The organism is Pseudomonas sp. MS01C9, from assembly GCF_058202755.1.
The window spans coordinates 3,719,962-3,737,750 of the sequence record NZ_CM177073.1; the positions used below are offsets into that span (position 1 = coordinate 3,719,962).

The 17,789-nt window shown below is 59.8% G+C and carries 20 protein-coding genes; 18 read left to right on the forward strand and 2 right to left on the reverse strand.

All coding sequences use genetic code 11. The annotated features are described in order from the left end of the window. The first annotated feature begins 86 nt into the window (after window positions 1-86). Both AC1M7R_RS16910 and rpoS read left to right on the forward strand, forming a co-directional pair. A complete protein-coding gene (locus AC1M7R_RS16910) occupies window positions 87-935 on the forward strand; it encodes a peptidoglycan DD-metalloendopeptidase family protein (RefSeq protein WP_072387907.1) in 849 nt (282 codons plus the stop codon). A 105-nt stretch (window positions 936-1,040) separates the two neighbouring features. Continuing rightward, on the forward strand, window positions 1,041-2,051 hold the full coding sequence (gene rpoS / locus AC1M7R_RS16915) for an RNA polymerase sigma factor RpoS (protein WP_072387904.1): 1,011 nt from the start codon (window positions 1,041-1,043) through the stop codon (window positions 2,049-2,051). Between the two features lie 532 nt (window positions 2,052-2,583). Here rpoS and fdxA read toward each other — a convergent pair. Both fdxA and mutS read right to left on the reverse strand, forming a co-directional pair. Then, complete coding sequence (gene fdxA, locus AC1M7R_RS16920; RefSeq protein ID WP_072387901.1) at window positions 2,584-2,907, reverse strand: ferredoxin FdxA; 324 nt, start codon at window positions 2,905-2,907, stop codon at window positions 2,584-2,586. Window positions 2,908-3,049: 142 nt separating this feature from the next. Further along, window positions 3,050-5,617 (reverse strand): DNA mismatch repair protein MutS, encoded by a 2,568-nt coding sequence (gene mutS, locus AC1M7R_RS16925; RefSeq protein WP_490610485.1) that lies wholly within the window; start codon window positions 5,615-5,617, stop codon window positions 3,050-3,052. A gap of 628 nt (window positions 5,618-6,245) precedes the next feature. On the opposite strand from mutS, the gene AC1M7R_RS16930 reads away from it, so the two are divergent. The 16 genes from AC1M7R_RS16930 to AC1M7R_RS17005 all read left to right on the forward strand — a co-directional run bounded on the left by AC1M7R_RS16930 (window position 6,246) and on the right by AC1M7R_RS17005 (window position 17,696). Next, window positions 6,246-6,980: a LexA family transcriptional regulator gene (locus AC1M7R_RS16930; RefSeq protein ID WP_072388731.1), complete on the forward strand. Its 735-nt coding sequence runs from the start codon at window positions 6,246-6,248 to the stop codon at window positions 6,978-6,980. 467 nt (window positions 6,981-7,447) lie between these two features. Further along, window positions 7,448-7,630 (forward strand): Com family DNA-binding transcriptional regulator, encoded by a 183-nt coding sequence (locus tag AC1M7R_RS16935; RefSeq protein ID WP_165887772.1) that lies wholly within the window; start codon window positions 7,448-7,450, stop codon window positions 7,628-7,630. 20 nt (window positions 7,631-7,650) lie between these two features. Beyond that, window positions 7,651-8,295, forward strand: coding sequence for a hypothetical protein (locus tag AC1M7R_RS16940; protein ID WP_072432259.1), 645 nt, complete (start codon window positions 7,651-7,653; stop codon window positions 8,293-8,295). A gap of 85 nt (window positions 8,296-8,380) precedes the next feature. Then, the gene (locus AC1M7R_RS16945) at window positions 8,381-8,809 is read left to right on the forward strand and encodes a hypothetical protein (protein ID WP_165887771.1); all 429 of its coding nucleotides are present in this window, start codon (window positions 8,381-8,383) and stop codon (window positions 8,807-8,809) included. A gap of 129 nt (window positions 8,810-8,938) precedes the next feature. Beyond that, on the forward strand, window positions 8,939-9,289 hold the full coding sequence (locus AC1M7R_RS16950; RefSeq protein ID WP_072459444.1) for a phage holin family protein: 351 nt from the start codon (window positions 8,939-8,941) through the stop codon (window positions 9,287-9,289). 36 nt (window positions 9,290-9,325) lie between these two features. Continuing rightward, complete coding sequence (locus AC1M7R_RS16955; RefSeq protein WP_165887770.1) at window positions 9,326-9,838, forward strand: hypothetical protein; 513 nt, start codon at window positions 9,326-9,328, stop codon at window positions 9,836-9,838. A gap of 3 nt (window positions 9,839-9,841) precedes the next feature. After that, window positions 9,842-10,453 (forward strand): phage baseplate assembly protein V, encoded by a 612-nt coding sequence (locus AC1M7R_RS16960; protein WP_072387883.1) that lies wholly within the window; start codon window positions 9,842-9,844, stop codon window positions 10,451-10,453. A 10-nt stretch (window positions 10,454-10,463) separates the two neighbouring features. Beyond that, a complete protein-coding gene (locus AC1M7R_RS16965) occupies window positions 10,464-10,796 on the forward strand; it encodes a phage baseplate protein (protein ID WP_072432261.1) in 333 nt (110 codons plus the stop codon). Continuing rightward, on the forward strand, window positions 10,793-11,788 hold the full coding sequence (locus AC1M7R_RS16970; RefSeq protein WP_165887769.1) for a baseplate J/gp47 family protein: 996 nt from the start codon (window positions 10,793-10,795) through the stop codon (window positions 11,786-11,788). The genes AC1M7R_RS16965 and AC1M7R_RS16970 overlap by 4 nt, the downstream gene beginning before the upstream one ends. Continuing rightward, window positions 11,785-12,420, forward strand: a complete 636-nt coding sequence (locus AC1M7R_RS16975) for a phage tail protein I (RefSeq protein WP_165887768.1) — start codon at window positions 11,785-11,787, stop codon at window positions 12,418-12,420. The genes AC1M7R_RS16970 and AC1M7R_RS16975 overlap by 4 nt, the downstream gene beginning before the upstream one ends. After that, a complete protein-coding gene (locus tag AC1M7R_RS16980; protein WP_243750413.1) occupies window positions 12,421-14,571 on the forward strand; it encodes a phage tail protein in 2,151 nt (716 codons plus the stop codon). It abuts the gene before it with no gap. Further along, window positions 14,565-14,975 (forward strand): phage tail assembly chaperone, encoded by a 411-nt coding sequence (locus tag AC1M7R_RS16985; protein ID WP_143148724.1) that lies wholly within the window; start codon window positions 14,565-14,567, stop codon window positions 14,973-14,975. Before AC1M7R_RS16980 ends, AC1M7R_RS16985 begins: the two co-directional genes overlap by 7 nt. A gap of 99 nt (window positions 14,976-15,074) precedes the next feature. Further along, a complete protein-coding gene (locus AC1M7R_RS16990; RefSeq protein ID WP_072432264.1) occupies window positions 15,075-15,284 on the forward strand; it encodes a hypothetical protein in 210 nt (69 codons plus the stop codon). A gap of 2 nt (window positions 15,285-15,286) precedes the next feature. Then, complete coding sequence (locus AC1M7R_RS16995) at window positions 15,287-16,453, forward strand: phage tail sheath protein (protein ID WP_063322735.1); 1,167 nt, start codon at window positions 15,287-15,289, stop codon at window positions 16,451-16,453. Beyond that, window positions 16,453-16,959, forward strand: coding sequence for a phage major tail tube protein (locus AC1M7R_RS17000; protein ID WP_072387867.1), 507 nt, complete (start codon window positions 16,453-16,455; stop codon window positions 16,957-16,959). Before AC1M7R_RS16995 ends, AC1M7R_RS17000 begins: the two co-directional genes overlap by 1 nt. 152 nt (window positions 16,960-17,111) lie before the next feature. After that, window positions 17,112-17,696: a phage tail assembly protein gene (locus AC1M7R_RS17005; RefSeq protein ID WP_072432265.1), complete on the forward strand. Its 585-nt coding sequence runs from the start codon at window positions 17,112-17,114 to the stop codon at window positions 17,694-17,696. Window positions 17,697-17,789 lie beyond the last annotated feature (93 nt).

Below are 17,789 nucleotides of genomic sequence, written 5' to 3' on the forward strand. Positions count from 1 at the left end.
AGGGTGGGCGCGGCCCGTTATACTCGCGCCACCTCTGCCTGGACAGGCAGTTTCCATTTTTTCAGCCACCACAAAGGGAGCGGCGGGTGAGTCTCACAGTCATTGCGCAGCGTATGAGTATCACGAGCTTTCAGCGCCTGTTGACTGGCCTTGTCTTGAGCAGCTTCTTGCTGGTCGGTTGTTCCAGTACACCATCGGGTAATGTCCGGGTCGTCGATCGCAACAATGCTGCGCCGCAACGTCCTACAGTAACGACCGGTCAGTATGTAGTCCGTCGCGGCGATACGCTGTTTTCCATCGCTTTTCGCTATGGCTGGGACTACAAGGCTCTCGCGGCGCGTAACAACATTCCTGCGCCCTATACCATTCATCCGGGTCAGACGATTCGCTTCGATGGTCGCAGCGGTTCAACGCCAACCGCGGTGGTCACCCAGTCCGGATCGACGCCTTCGTCTTCGAGTAAAACCACGGTGATACGCCGGCCAGTGGGGGCTGCGACGGCGACAGTACCGTCCGTCGCGAACAAGCCGGCCCCCGCTCCACTGCCTCCGGCAGGCCCCGCCCCGACAGGCTGGGGATGGCCTTCTAATGGCGTTCTTATTGGAAAATTCTCTTCAAACGGTAGTTTGAATAAAGGAATTGATATCGCCGGAGATTTGGGACAGCCTGTTTTAGCCGCGTCTGATGGCACGGTTGTGTACGCCGGGAGTGGTTTGAGGGGCTACGGCGAACTCGTGATCATCAAACACAGCGATACCTACGTCAGTGCCTACGGTCACAACCGCAGGCTGTTGGTTCGGGAGGGGCAGCAGGTCAAGGTCGGACAGACAATTGCCGAAATGGGGTCGACGGGTACAGACCGGGTGAAACTGCATTTTGAGATTCGCCGACAAGGTAAACCGGTAGATCCGCTGCAATTCCTGCCACGTCGTTGATAGGTTGTCAGCCTGTTCCGTCACGTAGAGGGAACAGGCTCCAGCGTTGCCAAGGATAAAGGCGTCGCTCGAGCTTGAGGTCGAACTCACCAAAGGACTATAACAATGGCTCTCAGTAAAGAAGTGCCGGAGTTTGACATCGACGATGAGGTTCTCCTTATGGAGACCGGCATCGCTATGGATTCGATGTCGAATGATGAAGGGGCGTCATCTCCACCTTCCGTTCGTGCCAAATCCAGACACTCCGCTTCACTTAAACAACATAAGTACATCGATTACACCCGGGCGCTGGACGCCACTCAGCTGTACCTCAACGAAATCGGTTTCTCGCCACTGCTCTCCCCAGAGGAAGAAGTTCATTTTGCGCGGCTGTCGCAAAGTGGCGATCCGGCCGGTCGAAAACGCATGATTGAAAGCAACCTGCGCCTGGTGGTGAAAATCGCCCGACGTTACGTCAATCGTGGGCTCTCGTTGCTGGACCTGATCGAAGAGGGCAACCTGGGATTGATCCGCGCCGTCGAGAAATTCGACCCTGAACGGGGGTTCCGTTTCTCGACCTATGCCACCTGGTGGATTCGCCAGACCATCGAACGGGCGATCATGAATCAGACCCGTACGATCCGGCTACCGATCCACGTGGTCAAGGAGCTGAATGTCTACCTGCGGGCCGCCCGCGAGCTGACCCAGAAGCTCGACCATGAGCCTTCACCGGAAGAAATCGCCAACCTGCTGGAAAAACCGGTGGGCGAGGTCAAGCGCATGCTCGGGCTCAACGAGCGGGTTTCCTCCGTGGACGTCTCGCTGGGGCCGGATTCGGACAAGACCCTGCTGGACACCCTCACTGACGAACGCCCCACCGACCCTTGCGAACTGCTCCAGGATGACGACTTGTCCCAGAGCATCGATCAGTGGCTCTCGGAACTGACGGACAAGCAACGGGAGGTGGTGATCCGGCGTTTTGGCCTGCGCGGCCATGAAAGCAGCACCCTCGAAGACGTCGGCCTGGAAATCGGCTTGACCCGGGAAAGGGTCAGGCAGATCCAGGTGGAAGGCCTCAAGCGCTTGCGGGAGATCCTGGAGAAGAATGGCCTGTCGAGTGAGTCGCTGTTTCAGTAACCCGAGTGCAGCGCAGCGAGAAAAGCCCCGACTGGTTCGGGGTTTTTCCGTTTTTGAGCAGATGTATCGAGCACTACGCTCTGCGATGCACGCTTGTGGCGAGGGATTTCTACGCCTTCTCTATTTATAGATTCAGCGTGTAAGCCTTTGCCTAGTGTTGCGTAAGTGATCGGTTTCTCATTGGCGGGACAGACAGCTATAAGCACTGTGATTTTTTTGTATTTATATGATTTGTAAGGTTTTTTATTTTGTGAATGTGGCGTGACAGAGCAAGCCACCTGTATCAGCCGCGTTGCACTCACCTGGGAAAACACTAATATCAGTCCTGTGTCGACGGACAGACACACCCGTCACGGACGATGGGGAAGGAAGGACATCGCAGGATGCGATTCATCAGGATGATGAAAAGGATCAAAGGGATTAGGGAAAAAATGTGGGCGGGTCAAACCGCCCCTTTTTTTTGCCTGTAATTCCTTGAATCCGCAAAAGCAAAAAGGCCCGCAAGGGGCCTTTTCGATGAGCGCAGGAAGGATCAGCGTTCGAGGTCCGCGATCTTGCCTGGCTTGCCATCCCACTCTTCAGCGTCTGGCAGGGCGTCTTTCTTCTCGGTGATGTTCGGCCAGATATCCGCCAGCTCGGCGTTCAGCTCGATGAAGTTCTCCATGCCGGCCGGCACTTCGTCCTCCGAGAAGATGGCTTGTGCCGGGCATTCCGGTTCACACAGGGCGCAGTCAATGCACTCGTCCGGGTGAATGACCAGGAAGTTAGGCCCTTCGTAGAAGCAGTCCACCGGACAGACTTCTACGCAGTCGGTGTACTTGCACTTGATGCAGTTGTCGGTGACGACGAAGGTCATTTCTAGTTTTCTCCTCAGGCGGCGGCAGCGAAGACCCTTCACGGTGGGCTCGCCAGGTTTGGGAGCGATAGTCTGCAGACCAGGCTAGTTGCCTGCAGCATCCCAAACCGCGCGAGATTCTAACAGCTTGAAAGCCTGTGCGTTAGATCCGTGTCTTCAATGTATAGAGTAAATCCAATGCCCGGCGTGGGGTGAGGTCGTCCAGGTCGAGCTTGGCCAGTTCATCGAGTACCGGATGCGGCAGGCTGGCGAACAGGTCGCTTTGCTGCGGGGCGGCGGGTTTGCCCTTGGCCGGGCGCGGTGCTTCGTGGGGCAGGCTGGTGGTTTCCAGGCGGCTCAAGTGCTCCCGGGCGCGGCTGATCACGTCGCCAGGCACGCCGGCCAGCTGTGCCACCGCCAGGCCGTAGCTCTGGCTGGCCGGGCCGGGCAGTACATGGTGCAGGAACACGATTCGATCATTGTGCTCGGTGGCATTGAGGTGGACGTTGGCCACCAGCGGCTGGCTTTCCGGCAGCACCGTCAACTCGAAATAGTGAGTTGCGAACAACGTATAGGCGCGCAGCTGTGCCAGTCGTTCCGCCGCCGCCCAGGCCAGCGACAGGCCGTCGAAGGTGCTGGTGCCGCGTCCCACTTCGTCCATCAGCACCAGGCTGCGCTCGGTGGCGTTGTGCAGGATATTGGCGGTCTCGCTCATTTCCACCATGAAGGTCGAGCGCCCGCCGGCCAGGTCATCGCTGGAGCCGATCCGGGTGAAGATGCGGTCCACCAGGGATAACTCGCAGCTGGCTGCCGGTACGAAACTGCCGATGTGAGCCAGCAGCACGATCAGGGCGGTCTGGCGCATATAGGTGGATTTACCGCCCATGTTCGGACCGGTGATTACCAGCATGCGGGTATTGTCGTCCAGGCTCAGATCGTTGGCCACGAACGGGGTGGTCAGTACCTGCTCGACCACTGGGTGACGACCTTGGCTGATGCGCATGCACGGTTCGCTGACGAAGCGCGGGCAGTTCAGGTCCAGGTTCAAGGCTCGCTCGGCCAGGTTGCTCAATACGTCCAGCTCCGCCAGCGCGGCAGCGGTGTCCTGTAGCGGCGGCAGTTGGCTGATCAGATCCTCGAGAAGGGCGTCATAGAGCATCTTCTCCCGTGCCAGGGCGCGGCTCTTGGCCGACAGGGCCTTGTCTTCGAACGCCTTGAGTTCCGGGGTGATGAAGCGCTCGGCACCCTTGAGGGTCTGGCGACGAATGTAGTCGGCCGGGGCCTGTTCGGCCTGCTTGCTCGGCAACTCGATGAAATAACCATGGATGCGGTTATAGCCGACCTTGAGGTTGGTCAGGCCGGTGCGAGCTTTTTCCCGGGCTTCCAGGTCGATGAGGAACTGGCCGGCGTTTTCGCTCAGGGCTTGCAGTTCGTCGAGCTCGGCATCGTAGCCGGTCTTCAGGACGCCGCCGTCACGGATCACTGCCGGCGGGTTGTCGATGATCGCTTTTTCAAGCAGCGCGGCCAGCTCCGGGTAGGTGCTGGTGTTGCGCGCCAGATGCTGCAGGTGCGGGGCCTCGAGATCGGTCATCGCTGCCTGGAGTTCGGGCAAGACGCCCAGGGCGTCGCGCAGGCGCGCCAGGTCACGGGGGCGGGCGTTGCGCAGGCCGATACGCGCCAGGATCCGCTCGATGTCGCCGATTTCCTTGAGCTGTGGCTGCAATTGTTCGAAGCGGTACCGGTCCAGCAAGCAGGTAATCGACGTCTGTCGGGCCAGCAACACCGTCAGGTCTCGCAGGGGGCGGTTCAGCCAGCGGGTGAGCAAGCGGCTGCCCATGGCGGTCTGGCAGCGGTCGACCACCGATTGCAAAGTGTTGTCGCGCCCGCCGGCCAGGTTGGTGTCCAATTCCAGGTTGCGGCGGCTGGCACCGTCCAGCACCACCGTGTCGTCCAGACGCTCATGGCGCAGGCTGCGCAAATGGGGCAGGGCGGTGCGTTGGGTTTCCTTGGCGTAGGCCAGCAGGCAGCCGGCCGCGCCGATGGCCAGGGTCAGGTTTTCACAGCCGAAGCCCTTGAGGTCCTGGGTGGCGAACTGTTGGCAGAGGCTTTTCAGCGCCGAATCACGCTCGAAATCCCACGGCGCGCGGCGACGTACGCCACGGCGTTTTTCTGCCGGCAGATCCTTGGGCCAGTCGTCGGGAATCAGCAGTTCCACAGGGTTGACCCGCTCCAGCTCCGCCAGCAGGTTTTCCCAACCCTTGATTTCCAGCACCGAGAAATTGCCGCTGGTGATGTCCAGCACCGCCAGGCCGAACAGACGCTCGTCCCCCAGCACTGCGGCGATCAGGTTGTCCCGGCGTTCATCCAGCAAGGCCTCGTCACTGACCGTACCGGGGGTGATGATCCGCACGACTTGGCGTTCCACGGGGCCCTTGCTGGTGGCCGGGTCGCCGACTTGCTCGCAGATCACCACGGATTCGCCGAGCTTGACCAGCTTCGCCAGGTAACCTTCCGCCGCATGGTAAGGAATCCCACACATCGGAATCGCCATGCCCGCCGATTGCCCACGCGCCGTCAGGGTGATGTCCAACAACTTGGCGGCCTTCTTCGCATCCTCGTAGAAGATTTCGTAGAAGTCGCCCATGCGGTAGAACATCAACTGATCGGGATGCTGGTTCTTCAGGCGCCAGTATTGCTGCATCATCGGCGTGTGGGAGGACAGGTCGTTCACGGCGGTGTTCATGGGTGTCAGGCAAGCTCGTTGAAAGGTGTGGGGCAAAAGGAGGGGCATTGGCCCGGCTTTTCCGCGATGGGCGCAAGGTTAACATGGGTGGTCTGGTGGGACCCAGGGATGAGCGTCTTCCATCGCTTTGGTAAAGCAGGATTTCTGACCCTTGGGTATTTCTTGCCGCCGGAGTGCCTGCAGTCGCCTTACGGAGCATGGGCTGGAGATAATAAAAAACCCGACGCTTGGTCGGGCTTCTCTTGAAATCTGGATATTAGGTTCGTTTCGCCTCGGCTTGCATCATCAACTGATTCTGCTGCTTGGTAGCTTCAATCAAAACCTCGCTGTAAACACGCTTCTTTTGGTCCGATTTTGCATTGCGAATAAAATCGGCAAAGTGCTTTTGGCCCCTTTAGTCAAACCTAGCTTGATCGAGATCATAGGTGCGCTCCGGATGGTGGCCCGAGCGTGGCCTCTAGGTCGGTAGGGATAGGGTAGTCAATTTTATCGCCACCACCTTTATAAAGTCGTCCCGAGTTGTCGATATGCTTGAGCAATGGATCCACATGGAAATGTGCAGATATATGCAATTCAGCATTTGTATTCCGCAAAAAGAACAAGCATCATGCGCGTTATGCAAAAACGCAACGTTTCTACCGTATTAAGAGCATTGCTCGATCAGCACGGGATCTCCCCCACGGAGCTTCACCGGCGTACCGGCGTGCCTCAGTCCACCCTCTCGCGGATCCTCAGCGGCAAGATCGTCGATCCTTCGGATAAGCATATCTCGAAGATCGCCGAGTATTTTGCCGTGAGCACCGACCAGTTGCGCGGGCGCGCCGATCTTTCGCCCGTTGGCAGCGGGCGCCGCGACGAGCCGCATTCCGAACTCAAGGACATAAGCCTGTGGGACGACGATACCCCTGTCGAAGAAGACGAGGTCTCGGTTCCCTTTCTGCGTGAGGTTGAATTGGCTGCTGGATCAGGAAGATTCGTCATCGAGGAGAGCGAGCGCTCCAGCCTGCGCTTTGGCAAGCGCAGCCTGCGCCATAACGGCGTGCAGTTCGACCAGGCCAAATGCGTGACGGTGCGCGGCAACAGCATGCTGCCAGTACTGCGCGATGGGGCCACGGTCGGGGTGAACGCAGGCAAATGCGGGATCGGCGACATTGTCGACGGCGACCTCTACGCCATCAATCACAACGGCCAGTTGCGGGTGAAACAGCTCTACCGCTTGCCTACCGGTATCCGCCTGCGCAGTTTCAATCGCGAAGAACACCCAGACGAGGACTACACCTTCCAGGAAATGCAGGATGAGCAAATCGTCATCCTCGGTCACGTCTTCTGGTGGGGCATGTACGCCCGCTAACCTTTTCGCTGTCAGATAGAACCCGCCGTCGTGCGGGTTTTTTTTCGCCTCTCGAAAGCCCGCAACCCCGTATCTGCAAGGGGTTCATGCATTTACGCATTCTTCGCGCATAAATAAATGCATTTACGCATTGACTGTATATGCATACATGCATATTCTGTGTCCAAGCCGCTCGACAAAGTGGCTGGCAACAACCGCTCTTTAGTTTCACCCACAGGCAGCGATGAACCGGCCTCAACGGTTCAGAGGGTTGGCAACTGGCCCAGGTGTGCAGCGTAAAGCACCAGAAGCAGTTATCCGGCGGGCAGGGACCGCGGCCGGAGGAACAATTTGAATGGATCCGTACCGCGCCAGTCGCGCCGAAAGATCAAGCGCATTACTGAAAAGCCTGGGCAACCGGGCTTTTTGGAATGCCTGCACCGTGAGGTGCGTTCAAACACATCACCGCCGCCAATGGAGGGCTTCCGATGCCGAAGGATTTCAGATGCGGTCACTGCAAACGACTTCTGGCCTGCGTGGGCGAGAACACCGAACTCCAGATCAAATGTTCCCGGTGTGGGACGTTGAATCATGTGAAGGCCGTTGAGCCTCGAGTGAACGCCGGCGAGCGAACAGCGTGCGGAATAGACCCTGCACTCCGTGCTCAATGACATCCAGCGAGGTAAGAAAAATGAAATTGCTCAAAAAAATCCTACTGGCGACTGCGTTTCTGTCGTCCTTCGTATCCCTGAACACTTGGGCTGATACGGCCATGTCGTGGAACCTGGCCCGGGACATGTACCTGATGACCGAAGCTGCACCGGCCGGTTCGCCGTGGTCGTTCATGCAAAACAAATCGGGGGTGAATGCCTCGGCCAACTACACGCTCTTTCCTACGTTCCAGGCCGAGGTGTGTAACGGTAATCCAACGACTTGCTGGCGAGACGATGTCCCGGCTTCCTGGATCGCTATTCCCAAGAAAAGCTTCACCTTTACTGGCTCGGGCACCAGTTTCGTATTCAAACAGGGGGACGTGGTTGCGCATCCGGGCACCAACAGCCAGAGCATCTTCCGCTGGGCCAGTCCTGTCACCGGCAACATCAACGTGCTGGGTCGGGTCAACGACCTGCATAACGCCTGTGGGGATGGTATTGGCTGGTCGCTCAACCTGGGCGACACCGTGCTCCAGTCCGGGAGCCTGGCAAACGGCGGTAGCACTACGTTCATGTTGAACAACGTCGCAGTCACGCCGACGTCTTTGCTTTATCTGGTCATCGACAGGAAGGCGAACAACTCTTGCGACGCGACCAGTGTGGACATGCTGATTACTCGGTAGACGCAATAGGGGCTCCGGAGGCATCCAGTTAAAAGAGTTGTATCAACGCGCCTCAAAAAACCATTTATCTAAGGGAAGAAAACTAATGAAAAAATTGCTCAGCATGCTGCTCGCAGCCGTCCTGTCGAGCCAGGCCCTCCACGCGTTTGCCGAAATCTCACCCGTCGGTTCCTGGCAATTCGCTTCCTACCATGTTCCGGGCGGTGGTTTTTATGCCAACCAGACGATCTGTTTCAAAGCAGACAATACCTGGTACTCGAGTTCCCAGGCCGGCTGGAAGGGCGCATGGTTCCAGAACGGGGACGATCTCCAATGGAACGGGAGTGTGCCAATGCCGGGTGCAGGGAGCGCCAACAATCTCGCAACCATTGCCATGGGCAAGTTCGTCGCTGCAGGTTCTATGTCGGGTAACTACGCGGAATGGGCCGCACCCAGTGCGCTACCACTGCCCTGGGACAGGCACTACACCTACACCATGACTTACAAAGGCGCGACCTGCGCTGCGCCAAAGTGATTTCAATCTTCAGTGACCTGGCCAACGTTTGAACGCTGCTTCCAGTGACTCAATGGGTTGCAACGACCCATATCTCTTTCAACTCAAACAACTTACCCGCCCAATCTTAATCACCCCAGGAAACGAGACATGACAAACGAGCAACAAGCGTTGCTGGACATGCCGATCTGGCTGGTCATCGTGCTCGCCCTGGTGGGCGGGGTGTCCGGCGAGATGTGGCGTGCCGACAAGGAAGGGGCGCGCGGTTGGTCCCTGTTACGGCGCCTGGCCTTGCGCTCCGGTGCCTGCGTGATCTGCGGTGTCTCGGCAATCATGCTGCTGTATGCCCTCGGCATGTCGATCTGGAGTGCTTGCGCCCTGGGTTGCCTGACCGCCATGGCTGGCGCCGACGTGGCCATCGGGCTGTACGAGCGCTGGGTCGCCAAGCGGATTGGTATCTGCGAAGTGCCACCACCGGATTCCCGCTCCGACCAACAGTGAGCCCGGTGCCCCAGTCCACAGCAAAGAGGCCATCCAATGCCCGCTCTCATTGAAAAACCATCGCAGTTGTTTTCCGCCATCGCCGAGACGCTGCGTACCACGTTTCCCGGCCTGAAGGTCGGGAGCCTCCAGGACTTCGACGACACCGGCGATCAGCCTTGGGTCTTGATCGCCATCGAGCGCGATGCGTCAGGCAACCGTGCCAACGACGCACGCATTGCCCATGTCCTGACGCTGTCCATGCAGGTCGTGTCGCCGGGCGCGGGGTTGGCGGCCTGCGATCTGGCCAGTGAGTTGAAACGCCTGATCGTCGACAACCGCTGGGGTCTGTCGGCCGAGCAATGCAGTCGGCCAGCGGATGTCGAGGGTATCGCGTCCGTCTTTAGCGGCGGGACCCGGTCCTACACCGCCTGGACCCTTTCATTCACTCAAACCCTGTACCTGGGTCCGACGCTGCTGGACGACCCCTCGGGTATCCCGAAATTTGCCCGTACCTGGGAAGTGTCGAACATCGACGACCCGGATCAATACACCTCACTTGAGGCCTGAACCATGTTCGATGGACTTGTACGCCTGCACCTGGGGCCGATCATCGAGCGCCTGGCCGAGGTGGAAGCCGAGCTGGAAGACCTGCATCGACGCGCCGACAGCTTCTGCCGAATCGGTGTCTGTCAGGAAGTGGATGCGGCCAGCAACACGTGTCGGGTCAGCCATGGGGATCTGTTGACCCCGGCGATCCGGTTCTTCAATCCGAGTGCCGGTGCCCAGAGCGAATCGCGGATCCCCTCGATTGGCGAGCAGTGCCTGCTATTGAACCACGGTGGTGGCGATGGCGGCGGTCAGTCGGTGGCGTTGTTCGGTCTCAATGGCGGTCAGTTTCCGCCCGTCTCGACACAGGCCTCGCTGACGCGTCGGCTCTATCAGGACGGCACGGAGAGCGGCTACGACCATACCAGCCATGTCCTGCACTGGAACAACGGCCCTACCGCATTCGCCGGTTCCCGTGAATCCCTGGAACTGAGCATCGGTCCGGCGCGGCTGGCGATGAGCCCAGAGACGATAGAACTGCAACTGGGCGCCGTCGGCATTCGGCTCGACGCCTCCGGTGTGCACCTGAGCGGCCCGTTGGTGGATCACCAGGGACGCGTCATCAGTACCGCATAAAGAGCTTCCCATGATCGGAATCGATAGAAACACCGGCGTGACGGTGGACGACTGGCTGCAGTTCGTGCAGCGCGCCACCCGGGCGTTGACCACGCCTCTGGGCACGCGTCAGAAACGCCCCTTGTACGGCTGCGCACTGACGCAACTGCTGGGACAGAACCTCGGCGACGATCTGCTGATCCTGGCCCAGAGCCACGCGGCCCAGGCGTTCTACAACCCGCACAACGGCATCGGTGACTTCGAACCGCAAGTCATCGTGGCCAGCCGGCATGGTGCCGGGCTGCTGCTGCGCTTCGCCGGCATCTGGAAAAACCGCAAACAGACTTTCGAGGTGGTGACATGAGCATGTTGATCCCCGGCCAGAATCAGTTGGCCGAACCTGCCATCGTGACCGTCGAAGCGTTCGAGGATCTGCTCGCAGAATTCAAGACCTTCGTGGTGGAGTACGTTGCCGCACGCTCTCCCACCAGCGCGGCGAAGCTGGTGGACAGTCTTGAAAACGAAAGCGAACTGCTGACCCTGGCGCTTGAGGCGTTCTGCGTACGGCTGCAAACCCACGAACGCAAGTACAACGCCCGCATCAAGCAGATGTTGGCGTGGTGGGCCACGGGCACCAACCTCGACGCTCGTCTCGCGGACATGGGCCTTGAGCGTCAGTTGCTTGACCCAGGCGACCCGGCAGCGTTCCCGCCCATCCCCCCGGTCTACGAGAGCGATGACGATGCGCGGTTGCGCTACTACCTGGCGCCCCATGCGCCAGCGGCCGGCTCGCGCATGCAGTATCGGCGGGAGATTTTTACCTTGGGTGAACGGCCAGTGGTGAAGGTGGACAGTGCGGCTGGCGGTGTCGTGAACGTGACCTACACATTCGATCCGGACGGTCTCGCCGCGCAGGTCAAGGACGGCAACGGACGCCGGACAGCCCCGGGTGAAGTCACCGTGACGGTGTTGTCCCGGGAGGGTGATGGCACGCCGTCCGAAGCGCTGCTGGACGGTGTTCGCCGGCACTTCGCCCGGCCTGACGTACGACCGGAAACCGATCTGGTCATCGTGCAGGCCGCGCAGATCAAGCCTTACAAGATCCGCGTCGTGGCGAAGATCAATGCCGGCCCGGATTCAGGCTTGACCCAGGTTGCCGCAGAACAGCAATTGCGGGACTACGCCGAGGCGTGTCATCGACTGGAAGGTCGGGTGGACCCGAGCTGGATCGACTACACGCTGCACAGCGCCGGCGCGGTCCAGCTCGAGATTCTCGAACCGCTGGAGCCGATCGTGACCACGGCTTTCCAGGCACCGTATTGCACGGGCGTCGAGGTCGAGGTGCAAACACTATGAGTGACGACACACCTCGCCCGAGTCTGTTGCCGGCCAACAGTTCACCCTTGGAAAGGGCACTGGACCTGGGGTTCGCTCGGCTGCTCGAACGCATCGATCCGCCGTTTCCCGAGCTGATGAACCCGGCCGCCACGCCGTTGGCGTTCCTGCCGTATCTCGCGGCGGATCGTGGGGTCAACGAGTGGAGCTCCACGGCGCCCGAAGCTGAAAAGCGCCTGACCGTTGAACTCGCCTGGCCCACCGCCCGGCAGGCCGGGACGCGAAAGGCGCTGGAAAATGCTGCCAAGGGTTTGCAACTGATGCCTGAAGTGCGCGCCTGGTATGAGCAAACACCCCCTGGCCCGCCCTACAGTTTTTCCGTCAGGGCATTTACCGAGCAGCCCTACAGCGAAGAAATCGACGCCCGTCTCGACCGTCGCCTGGCGGATGCCAAAAGCGAACGCGACACCTTGAAGGTGTCTGTCGGCTTGAGTGCATTCGGCCGTCACGTTATCGGCGCCGCCACGCTGTGCGGCGAACTGACCACGGTTTATCCGATCGTCATCGAAGGACTGGAAGTCTCGGGCCAGGCCTTCATGGCCGCCGGGCTCTACAGCGTCGAAACCTCCACTATTTATCCACAGGGGTCCTAAATGGCCGACTACTACACCCTGCTCACCGATGCGGGGATCGCCTACGAAACCGCCTGCAAGGCGGCGGGCACACCCATCAAGCTGTCGCAGATTTCCGTCGGTGATGGCGGCGGAGCGGAATACAACCCGGCCGCAACGGCGACCGCGCTCAAGCGCGAAGTCTGGCGTGGGCCGCTCAATGCGCTGTTCCAGGATGAAAGCAATCCGAGCTGGTTGCTGGCCGAGGTCACCATCCCGTCCGATGTGGGTGGCTGGTATGTGCGTGAGGCCGGGATCTGGACCGATACCGGCATCCTCTATGCGATTGTCAAATATCCAGAGTCGTTCAAGCCGGTGTTGGCGACGTCTGGTTCGGGCAAAGAGTTCTACATTCGGTCGATTTTCGAGACCAGCAATGCTGAGCTGGTGACGTTGTTGATTGACGATACGATCGTCAAGGCTACGCGGGCCTGGGTGGCCGGCTATGTGGCCGAGGAACTCGCCAAACTCGACAGGAAGCAGTCGGTGCGGGTGGCGACGACGGCTAACATTGTTTTGAGTGGGGCTCAGACGATTGATGGTGTTGCGGTGGTTGCTGGGGATCGGGTGCTTGTTAAAGCCCAGACCTTGGCGAAAGACAACGGTATTTATATCGTTGCCAATGGGATGTGGGGTCGGGCAAAGGATGCCGACGCGAGTGTCGAAGTCACCTCGGGGTTGATTGTCTCGGTTGAGGAAGGGACGACGCTTGCCAATACGATCTGGCAGTTGATTACTGACGGTGTGATCGTGCTGGGTACCACGGCGTTGACGTTTCAGAACGTGACGCAGGGTTTTGCGCCACTTAACTCCCCAGCCTTGATTGGGGCGCCTACGGCCCCTACGGTGTCGGGGAGCGACAACAGTACCAAGATCGCTACTTCGGCAGCGGTTCGCTCCATCATGGCGCAGTTTGGTTTTGGTTCTGCCGCGTACAGCTATACCGGGGACATCGATGCCATCACATTGAACGGCGTCTACATGGTGACTACTAGTACCACGGGAACTAAGCCCATGAGCCCTGGAGCCACGACGGTTATCCCTAACGGTACGATTTTCCATATGGAACGTGGTAGTTCCAACATGGCGACGCAGTGGTGGGACTCCTTGGTGAGTAGCACCATTCCGATTACCTGTATGCGTACTCGCAATTCTGCTGGGGTATGGACGGCCTGGGCCCAGGTTTGGGGCGAGCTCAATACGCCAAAGCAGGCGAATCCACTCGATCTGACGCCGGGCGCAATGCTTGCCCCTGGCGCGTTCGGAATTGGCCGGGCAATCGTCGGTACCGCCCTGGATTTGAATGACTACACGGTACCGGGTGATTACCTGACAGCCACGGCAGGTCAGCTTAACCTGCCACCCGGTTGGAGCCCTACCCGGCGTTACGGCCTCAAGGTTTCCGGTCTTTCCAATGCTGGCGAGCGTCTGACACAAATGCTGATCGGGGGCATGTCGGGCGATGAGGTCGGCATGGCAATTCGCGCACGGCGTGAGGATGGACAGTGGAAAGACTGGGAGGAAATCACCACCGGTCGACACGGCCCATTCAAGGCAACTCAGACTTACAAGGCCGCCGGGGTGTTTACCTGGGCGGTGCCAGCTGGCGTCAAGAAGGTCTGGGTCACCGTATTCGGCGGCGGTGGCGGTGGCGGACGCTTCTCCCATGGCGGTGGCGGTGGAGGTGGCGGCGGGATTGCCGAAGGATTGGTAGACCTGACCGGCGTTTCCTCTGTCACGGTTACTGTCGGCGCTGGTGGGGCTGGCTGGGCTGGAAGTGATGGCGACGGAGCGCCTGGCAATGCATCGTCTTTCGGCAGTTTCATGAGTGCCACGGGCGGCGCCGGTGCGTCGAAGTGGTATGGCGGCCTAGCAGGCCTTGGATCAGGTGGAGATATCAATACCACCCTGGGCCCGGGTGGACACGCCACTCGCCACGATAATGGTGTGGCTCCTTCGACTTCCATATACGGCGGCGGACATGGCGCCGGCGGCCGGGGTTACGGCGCTGGGGCGGGTTCGATTGGCCAGGCCGGTACGTCCAGTACGCTTGTCGGCAGTGGCGGGGGCGGCGGCAATGAAAACGGCAACGGCGGCAATGGGTCGCCCGGCCAAGTAGTTATCAGATGGTGATCAACATGTGGGCATTGATACAAGACAGCGTTGTGCATGAGGTGACGGAGGTCGATCCCGCAGGACGCTTCCACCCGGATTTGATGTGGAAACCATGCAGCGAAGAAGTCAGACACGGATGGCGGTACGACGGGGAGGTATTTGTCGAGCCGGTGAGGGAGGGCGATTCTCTGGCCGCCCGCGAGCGAGCCTGGCGCGACGCGGAGATGCACGCCAGCGAGTGGCTCGTGACACGTCATCGAGATGAGCAGGACTTGAAACAGGAGACTACCCTGACGTCTGCTCAGTTTTCCGAATTGCTTACCTATCGGCAGGCCCTCCGGGATTGGCCGCAGTCGCCGAGTTTTCCCGACCGCCAATACCGCCCCGTCGTGCTGCCCTGGCTCGCCAGTCAAACCCAATAAATCGCCCCGCACCACGGGGCGTTTTTTTGACCGGCAAATTTCAACAACACTCAACAGCCCCTGCCTCAAGGGGCTTTTTCGTATCTGGAGAACCCCAAAATGGCACCACGCCAAACCTACACCGTACTTCTCCCATTCCCCACCGGCGGCGGCCACTGGTCGACCACCGGCCAGGAACTCGACCTGCTCGACGTCGAGGCCAACGCCTTGCGCAGTGCCGGTCGCCTGGAGCTGAAAAAAAACGAGGCCGGCGAATCGGTCTCCGCATCCACCCCGGCCAAAAAGGCCGCCACCAAGAAGGCTGAATAACTATGGCTGAGGTTTTGAACTTCGAGCACAACGGCATTACCGTCAATGCCACCGAATCTCCCGAGGCCATGGGTGGCCTGGGTGACAACGTCATCGGCCTGGTCGGTACCGCGCCGAATGCCAACCCGCTGATTCCGAAAAACACCCCGTTCCGCATCAACAGCTTCACCACCCAAGCTCAGTTGGACCCGACCGGTGCGGAGGCGGGCACGCTGTTCCATGCCGTCTACCAGATCCTCAAAGTGGTCAAGGTGCCGGTGTACGTGGTCATCGTCGAAGAGGGCGCCACACTGGCCGACACGCAGAATAACGTGATCGGCGGCATCGAAGCACAGACCGGGCGCAAGTTGGGCCTGGCGGCGTTGAGCGGGGTGGCCGAGGACCTGACCATCATCGGCGCGCCAGGCTTTACCGGCACTAAGGCCGTGGCCAGCGAGTTCGCTTCGTTCGGCAAGCGCATCAAGGCGCGTGTGGTGCTCGACGGCAAGGACGCCTCGGTCGCCGATCAAGTGACCTACAGCCAGGAACTGGGCGGCGCGGACCTGGGTTTCGACCGTTGCCTGGTGGTGCACAACATGCCGGCGGTGTACTCCAAGGCCGCGAAGAAAAACGTTTTCCTGGCCCCGTCGAGCCTGGCCATCGCCGCCCTCGCCAAGGTCAAGCAATGGGAGAGCCCGGGTAACCAGGTGACCTATGCCGAAGACGTCTCGCGCACCGTCGAATACAACATCCTCGACACCTCCACCGAAGGCGATCTGCTCAACCGCTACGGCGTCAGCTACTACGCCCGGACCATCCTCGGCGGCTTCTCGTTGCTGGGCAACCGTTCCATCACCGGCAAGTTCATCAGCTACGTCGGCCTGGAAGATGCCATCAGCCGCAAGCTGGTGAAGGCCGGCCAGAAGGCCATGGCCAAGAACCTGACCAAGTCCTTCATGGACCAGGAGGTCAAGCGCATCAACGACTGGCTGCAAACCCTGGTGGCCGATGAAACCATTCCGGGCGGCAGCGTTTACCTGCATCCGGAACTGAACAGCGTCGAGAAGTACAAGAACGGCACCTGGTACGTGGTCATCGACTACGGCCGCTACGCGCCGAACGAACACATGATTTATCAACTCAACGCCCGCGATGAAATCATCGAGCAGTTCCTGGAGGACGTTCTCTAATGTTTACCAACCGCGTAAGACAGGCCATCGCGGCCACCCTGCAAGGCCTGCCGTTGTCGGCGACCGTCGAGGAATTCACCCCGCCGAAGATCGAATTCGAAATGGAGTCGATGACTGGCGGTCGCTTCATCGCCGAGGAAATGGCCAAGAGCGGCAAGGCGCTGACGGCCAAGTTGTCGCTGCAAGGCGTCGGCCCGCAAATCATGCTGGCATTGGGTGTGAGCGTAGGGGACGACATTCTGCTGAACGTGCGCGAGGCCGGTCAGGACCAGGACGGCAACACCTGGTTCACCTATCACACCGTGGGCGGCAAGTTGAAATCCCTCGAGGAAACCGCCCTGAAGATGAACGAGAAGCCCAGGACCAATCTGGAGCTGTCCTGCCGCACGTACAACCGCCTGGAAAACGGCGTTCCGGTGATCGACATCGACGTGCGCACCCAGAAGTTCGTGCTCAACGGCGTCGACATCCTCGGCGATGCTCGCCGTGCGGTGTTGCTGCCTTAAACGGATGCCCGTCAGTTGCACCCAATCCCTGTGGCAGCGAGCCTGCTCGCGATAGCGGTGTGTCAGCCAACATCGATGCTGACTAGCCCGACGTCATCGCGAGCAAGCTCGCTCTCACAGGGTGTCCTCTGATTCACCAAGGAACTGATTCCATGTCCTGGACGCCTCCCGTTCATGTCTTGCTGTCGCCGATCACCGGTGACGACGGTTCGCAGATCGAGCAGCTTCAACTCAAACCCTTGTTCTATGCCGCGCAAAAAGAGGCCCTGGCCCGTGCCGGCGATGACGAGGACGATCAATTCTTCGAACTGGCCAAACTGGCCACCGGCCTTTCGGTCAAGGAGCTGGACCAGCTCAAACGCCCGGACTACGTGAGCATTGCGCAGTACGTGCACGAGATGTCGACCCGCCCGGCGTCGTACTTCTTGGGGCAAGTCGCTGACGCTCAAACAGCGCCCGCCGACCCCGACCAAGTGCAACTGCTGCAACCGCTCAACGTCGCTGGCCGCAGCCTGATCTCGCTGACCCTGGAAATGCCCGTGCTGCGAGCGACCAAGGTGATGAAAAAACTGAAGACGGCCAAGGAGCGCGCCGAGTTCATCACCGCCCATTGCACCGGGCTGATGATTCCCGACCTGGACCTGTTGACCGTGCCTGACTGGACTCAGCTTCAGGTGCGCATCGACGATTTTTTAAACAAACCGGCGGACTTCTTTCGGAGCGCGACATCGAAGTGATCCTCGATGTGGTGCCGCTCATTTACTCGGTAAGTGAGGCGGAAATCCTGGAGTGGGACGCCGGCAAGGCCTTGCGCCGCTTTGACATCGCGA

Bases quoted from the DNA above. Each gene is read 5' to 3' on its own strand.
- AC1M7R_RS16990 (WP_072432264.1), top strand. From the start codon at position 15,075: ATGGCACCACGCCAAACCTACACCGTACTTCTCCCATTCCCCACCGGC.
- AC1M7R_RS16960 (WP_072387883.1), top strand. From the start codon at position 9,842: ATGTTCGATGGACTTGTACGCCTGCACCTGGGGCCGATCATCGAGCGC.
- AC1M7R_RS16935 (WP_165887772.1), top strand. From the start codon at position 7,448: ATGCCGAAGGATTTCAGATGCGGTCACTGCAAACGACTTCTGGCCTGC.
- AC1M7R_RS16955 (WP_165887770.1), top strand. From the start codon at position 9,326: ATGCCCGCTCTCATTGAAAAACCATCGCAGTTGTTTTCCGCCATCGCC.
- AC1M7R_RS16980 (WP_243750413.1), top strand. From the start codon at position 12,421: ATGGCCGACTACTACACCCTGCTCACCGATGCGGGGATCGCCTACGAA.
- AC1M7R_RS16950 (WP_072459444.1), top strand. From the start codon at position 8,939: ATGACAAACGAGCAACAAGCGTTGCTGGACATGCCGATCTGGCTGGTC.
- AC1M7R_RS16940 (WP_072432259.1), top strand. From the start codon at position 7,651: ATGAAATTGCTCAAAAAAATCCTACTGGCGACTGCGTTTCTGTCGTCC.
- AC1M7R_RS16995 (WP_063322735.1), top strand. From the start codon at position 15,287: ATGGCTGAGGTTTTGAACTTCGAGCACAACGGCATTACCGTCAATGCC.
- AC1M7R_RS16975 (WP_165887768.1), top strand. From the start codon at position 11,785: ATGAGTGACGACACACCTCGCCCGAGTCTGTTGCCGGCCAACAGTTCA.
- AC1M7R_RS16985 (WP_143148724.1), top strand. From the start codon at position 14,565: ATGGTGATCAACATGTGGGCATTGATACAAGACAGCGTTGTGCATGAG.
- AC1M7R_RS16930 (WP_072388731.1), top strand. From the start codon at position 6,246: ATGCAAAAACGCAACGTTTCTACCGTATTAAGAGCATTGCTCGATCAG.
- AC1M7R_RS17000 (WP_072387867.1), top strand. From the start codon at position 16,453: ATGTTTACCAACCGCGTAAGACAGGCCATCGCGGCCACCCTGCAAGGC.
- AC1M7R_RS17005 (WP_072432265.1), top strand. From the start codon at position 17,112: ATGTCCTGGACGCCTCCCGTTCATGTCTTGCTGTCGCCGATCACCGGT.
- fdxA (WP_072387901.1), bottom strand. From the start codon at position 2,907: ATGACCTTCGTCGTCACCGACAACTGCATCAAGTGCAAGTACACCGAC.
- rpoS (WP_072387904.1), top strand. From the start codon at position 1,041: ATGGCTCTCAGTAAAGAAGTGCCGGAGTTTGACATCGACGATGAGGTT.
- AC1M7R_RS16945 (WP_165887771.1), top strand. From the start codon at position 8,381: ATGAAAAAATTGCTCAGCATGCTGCTCGCAGCCGTCCTGTCGAGCCAG.
- AC1M7R_RS16970 (WP_165887769.1), top strand. From the start codon at position 10,793: ATGAGCATGTTGATCCCCGGCCAGAATCAGTTGGCCGAACCTGCCATC.
- AC1M7R_RS16965 (WP_072432261.1), top strand. From the start codon at position 10,464: ATGATCGGAATCGATAGAAACACCGGCGTGACGGTGGACGACTGGCTG.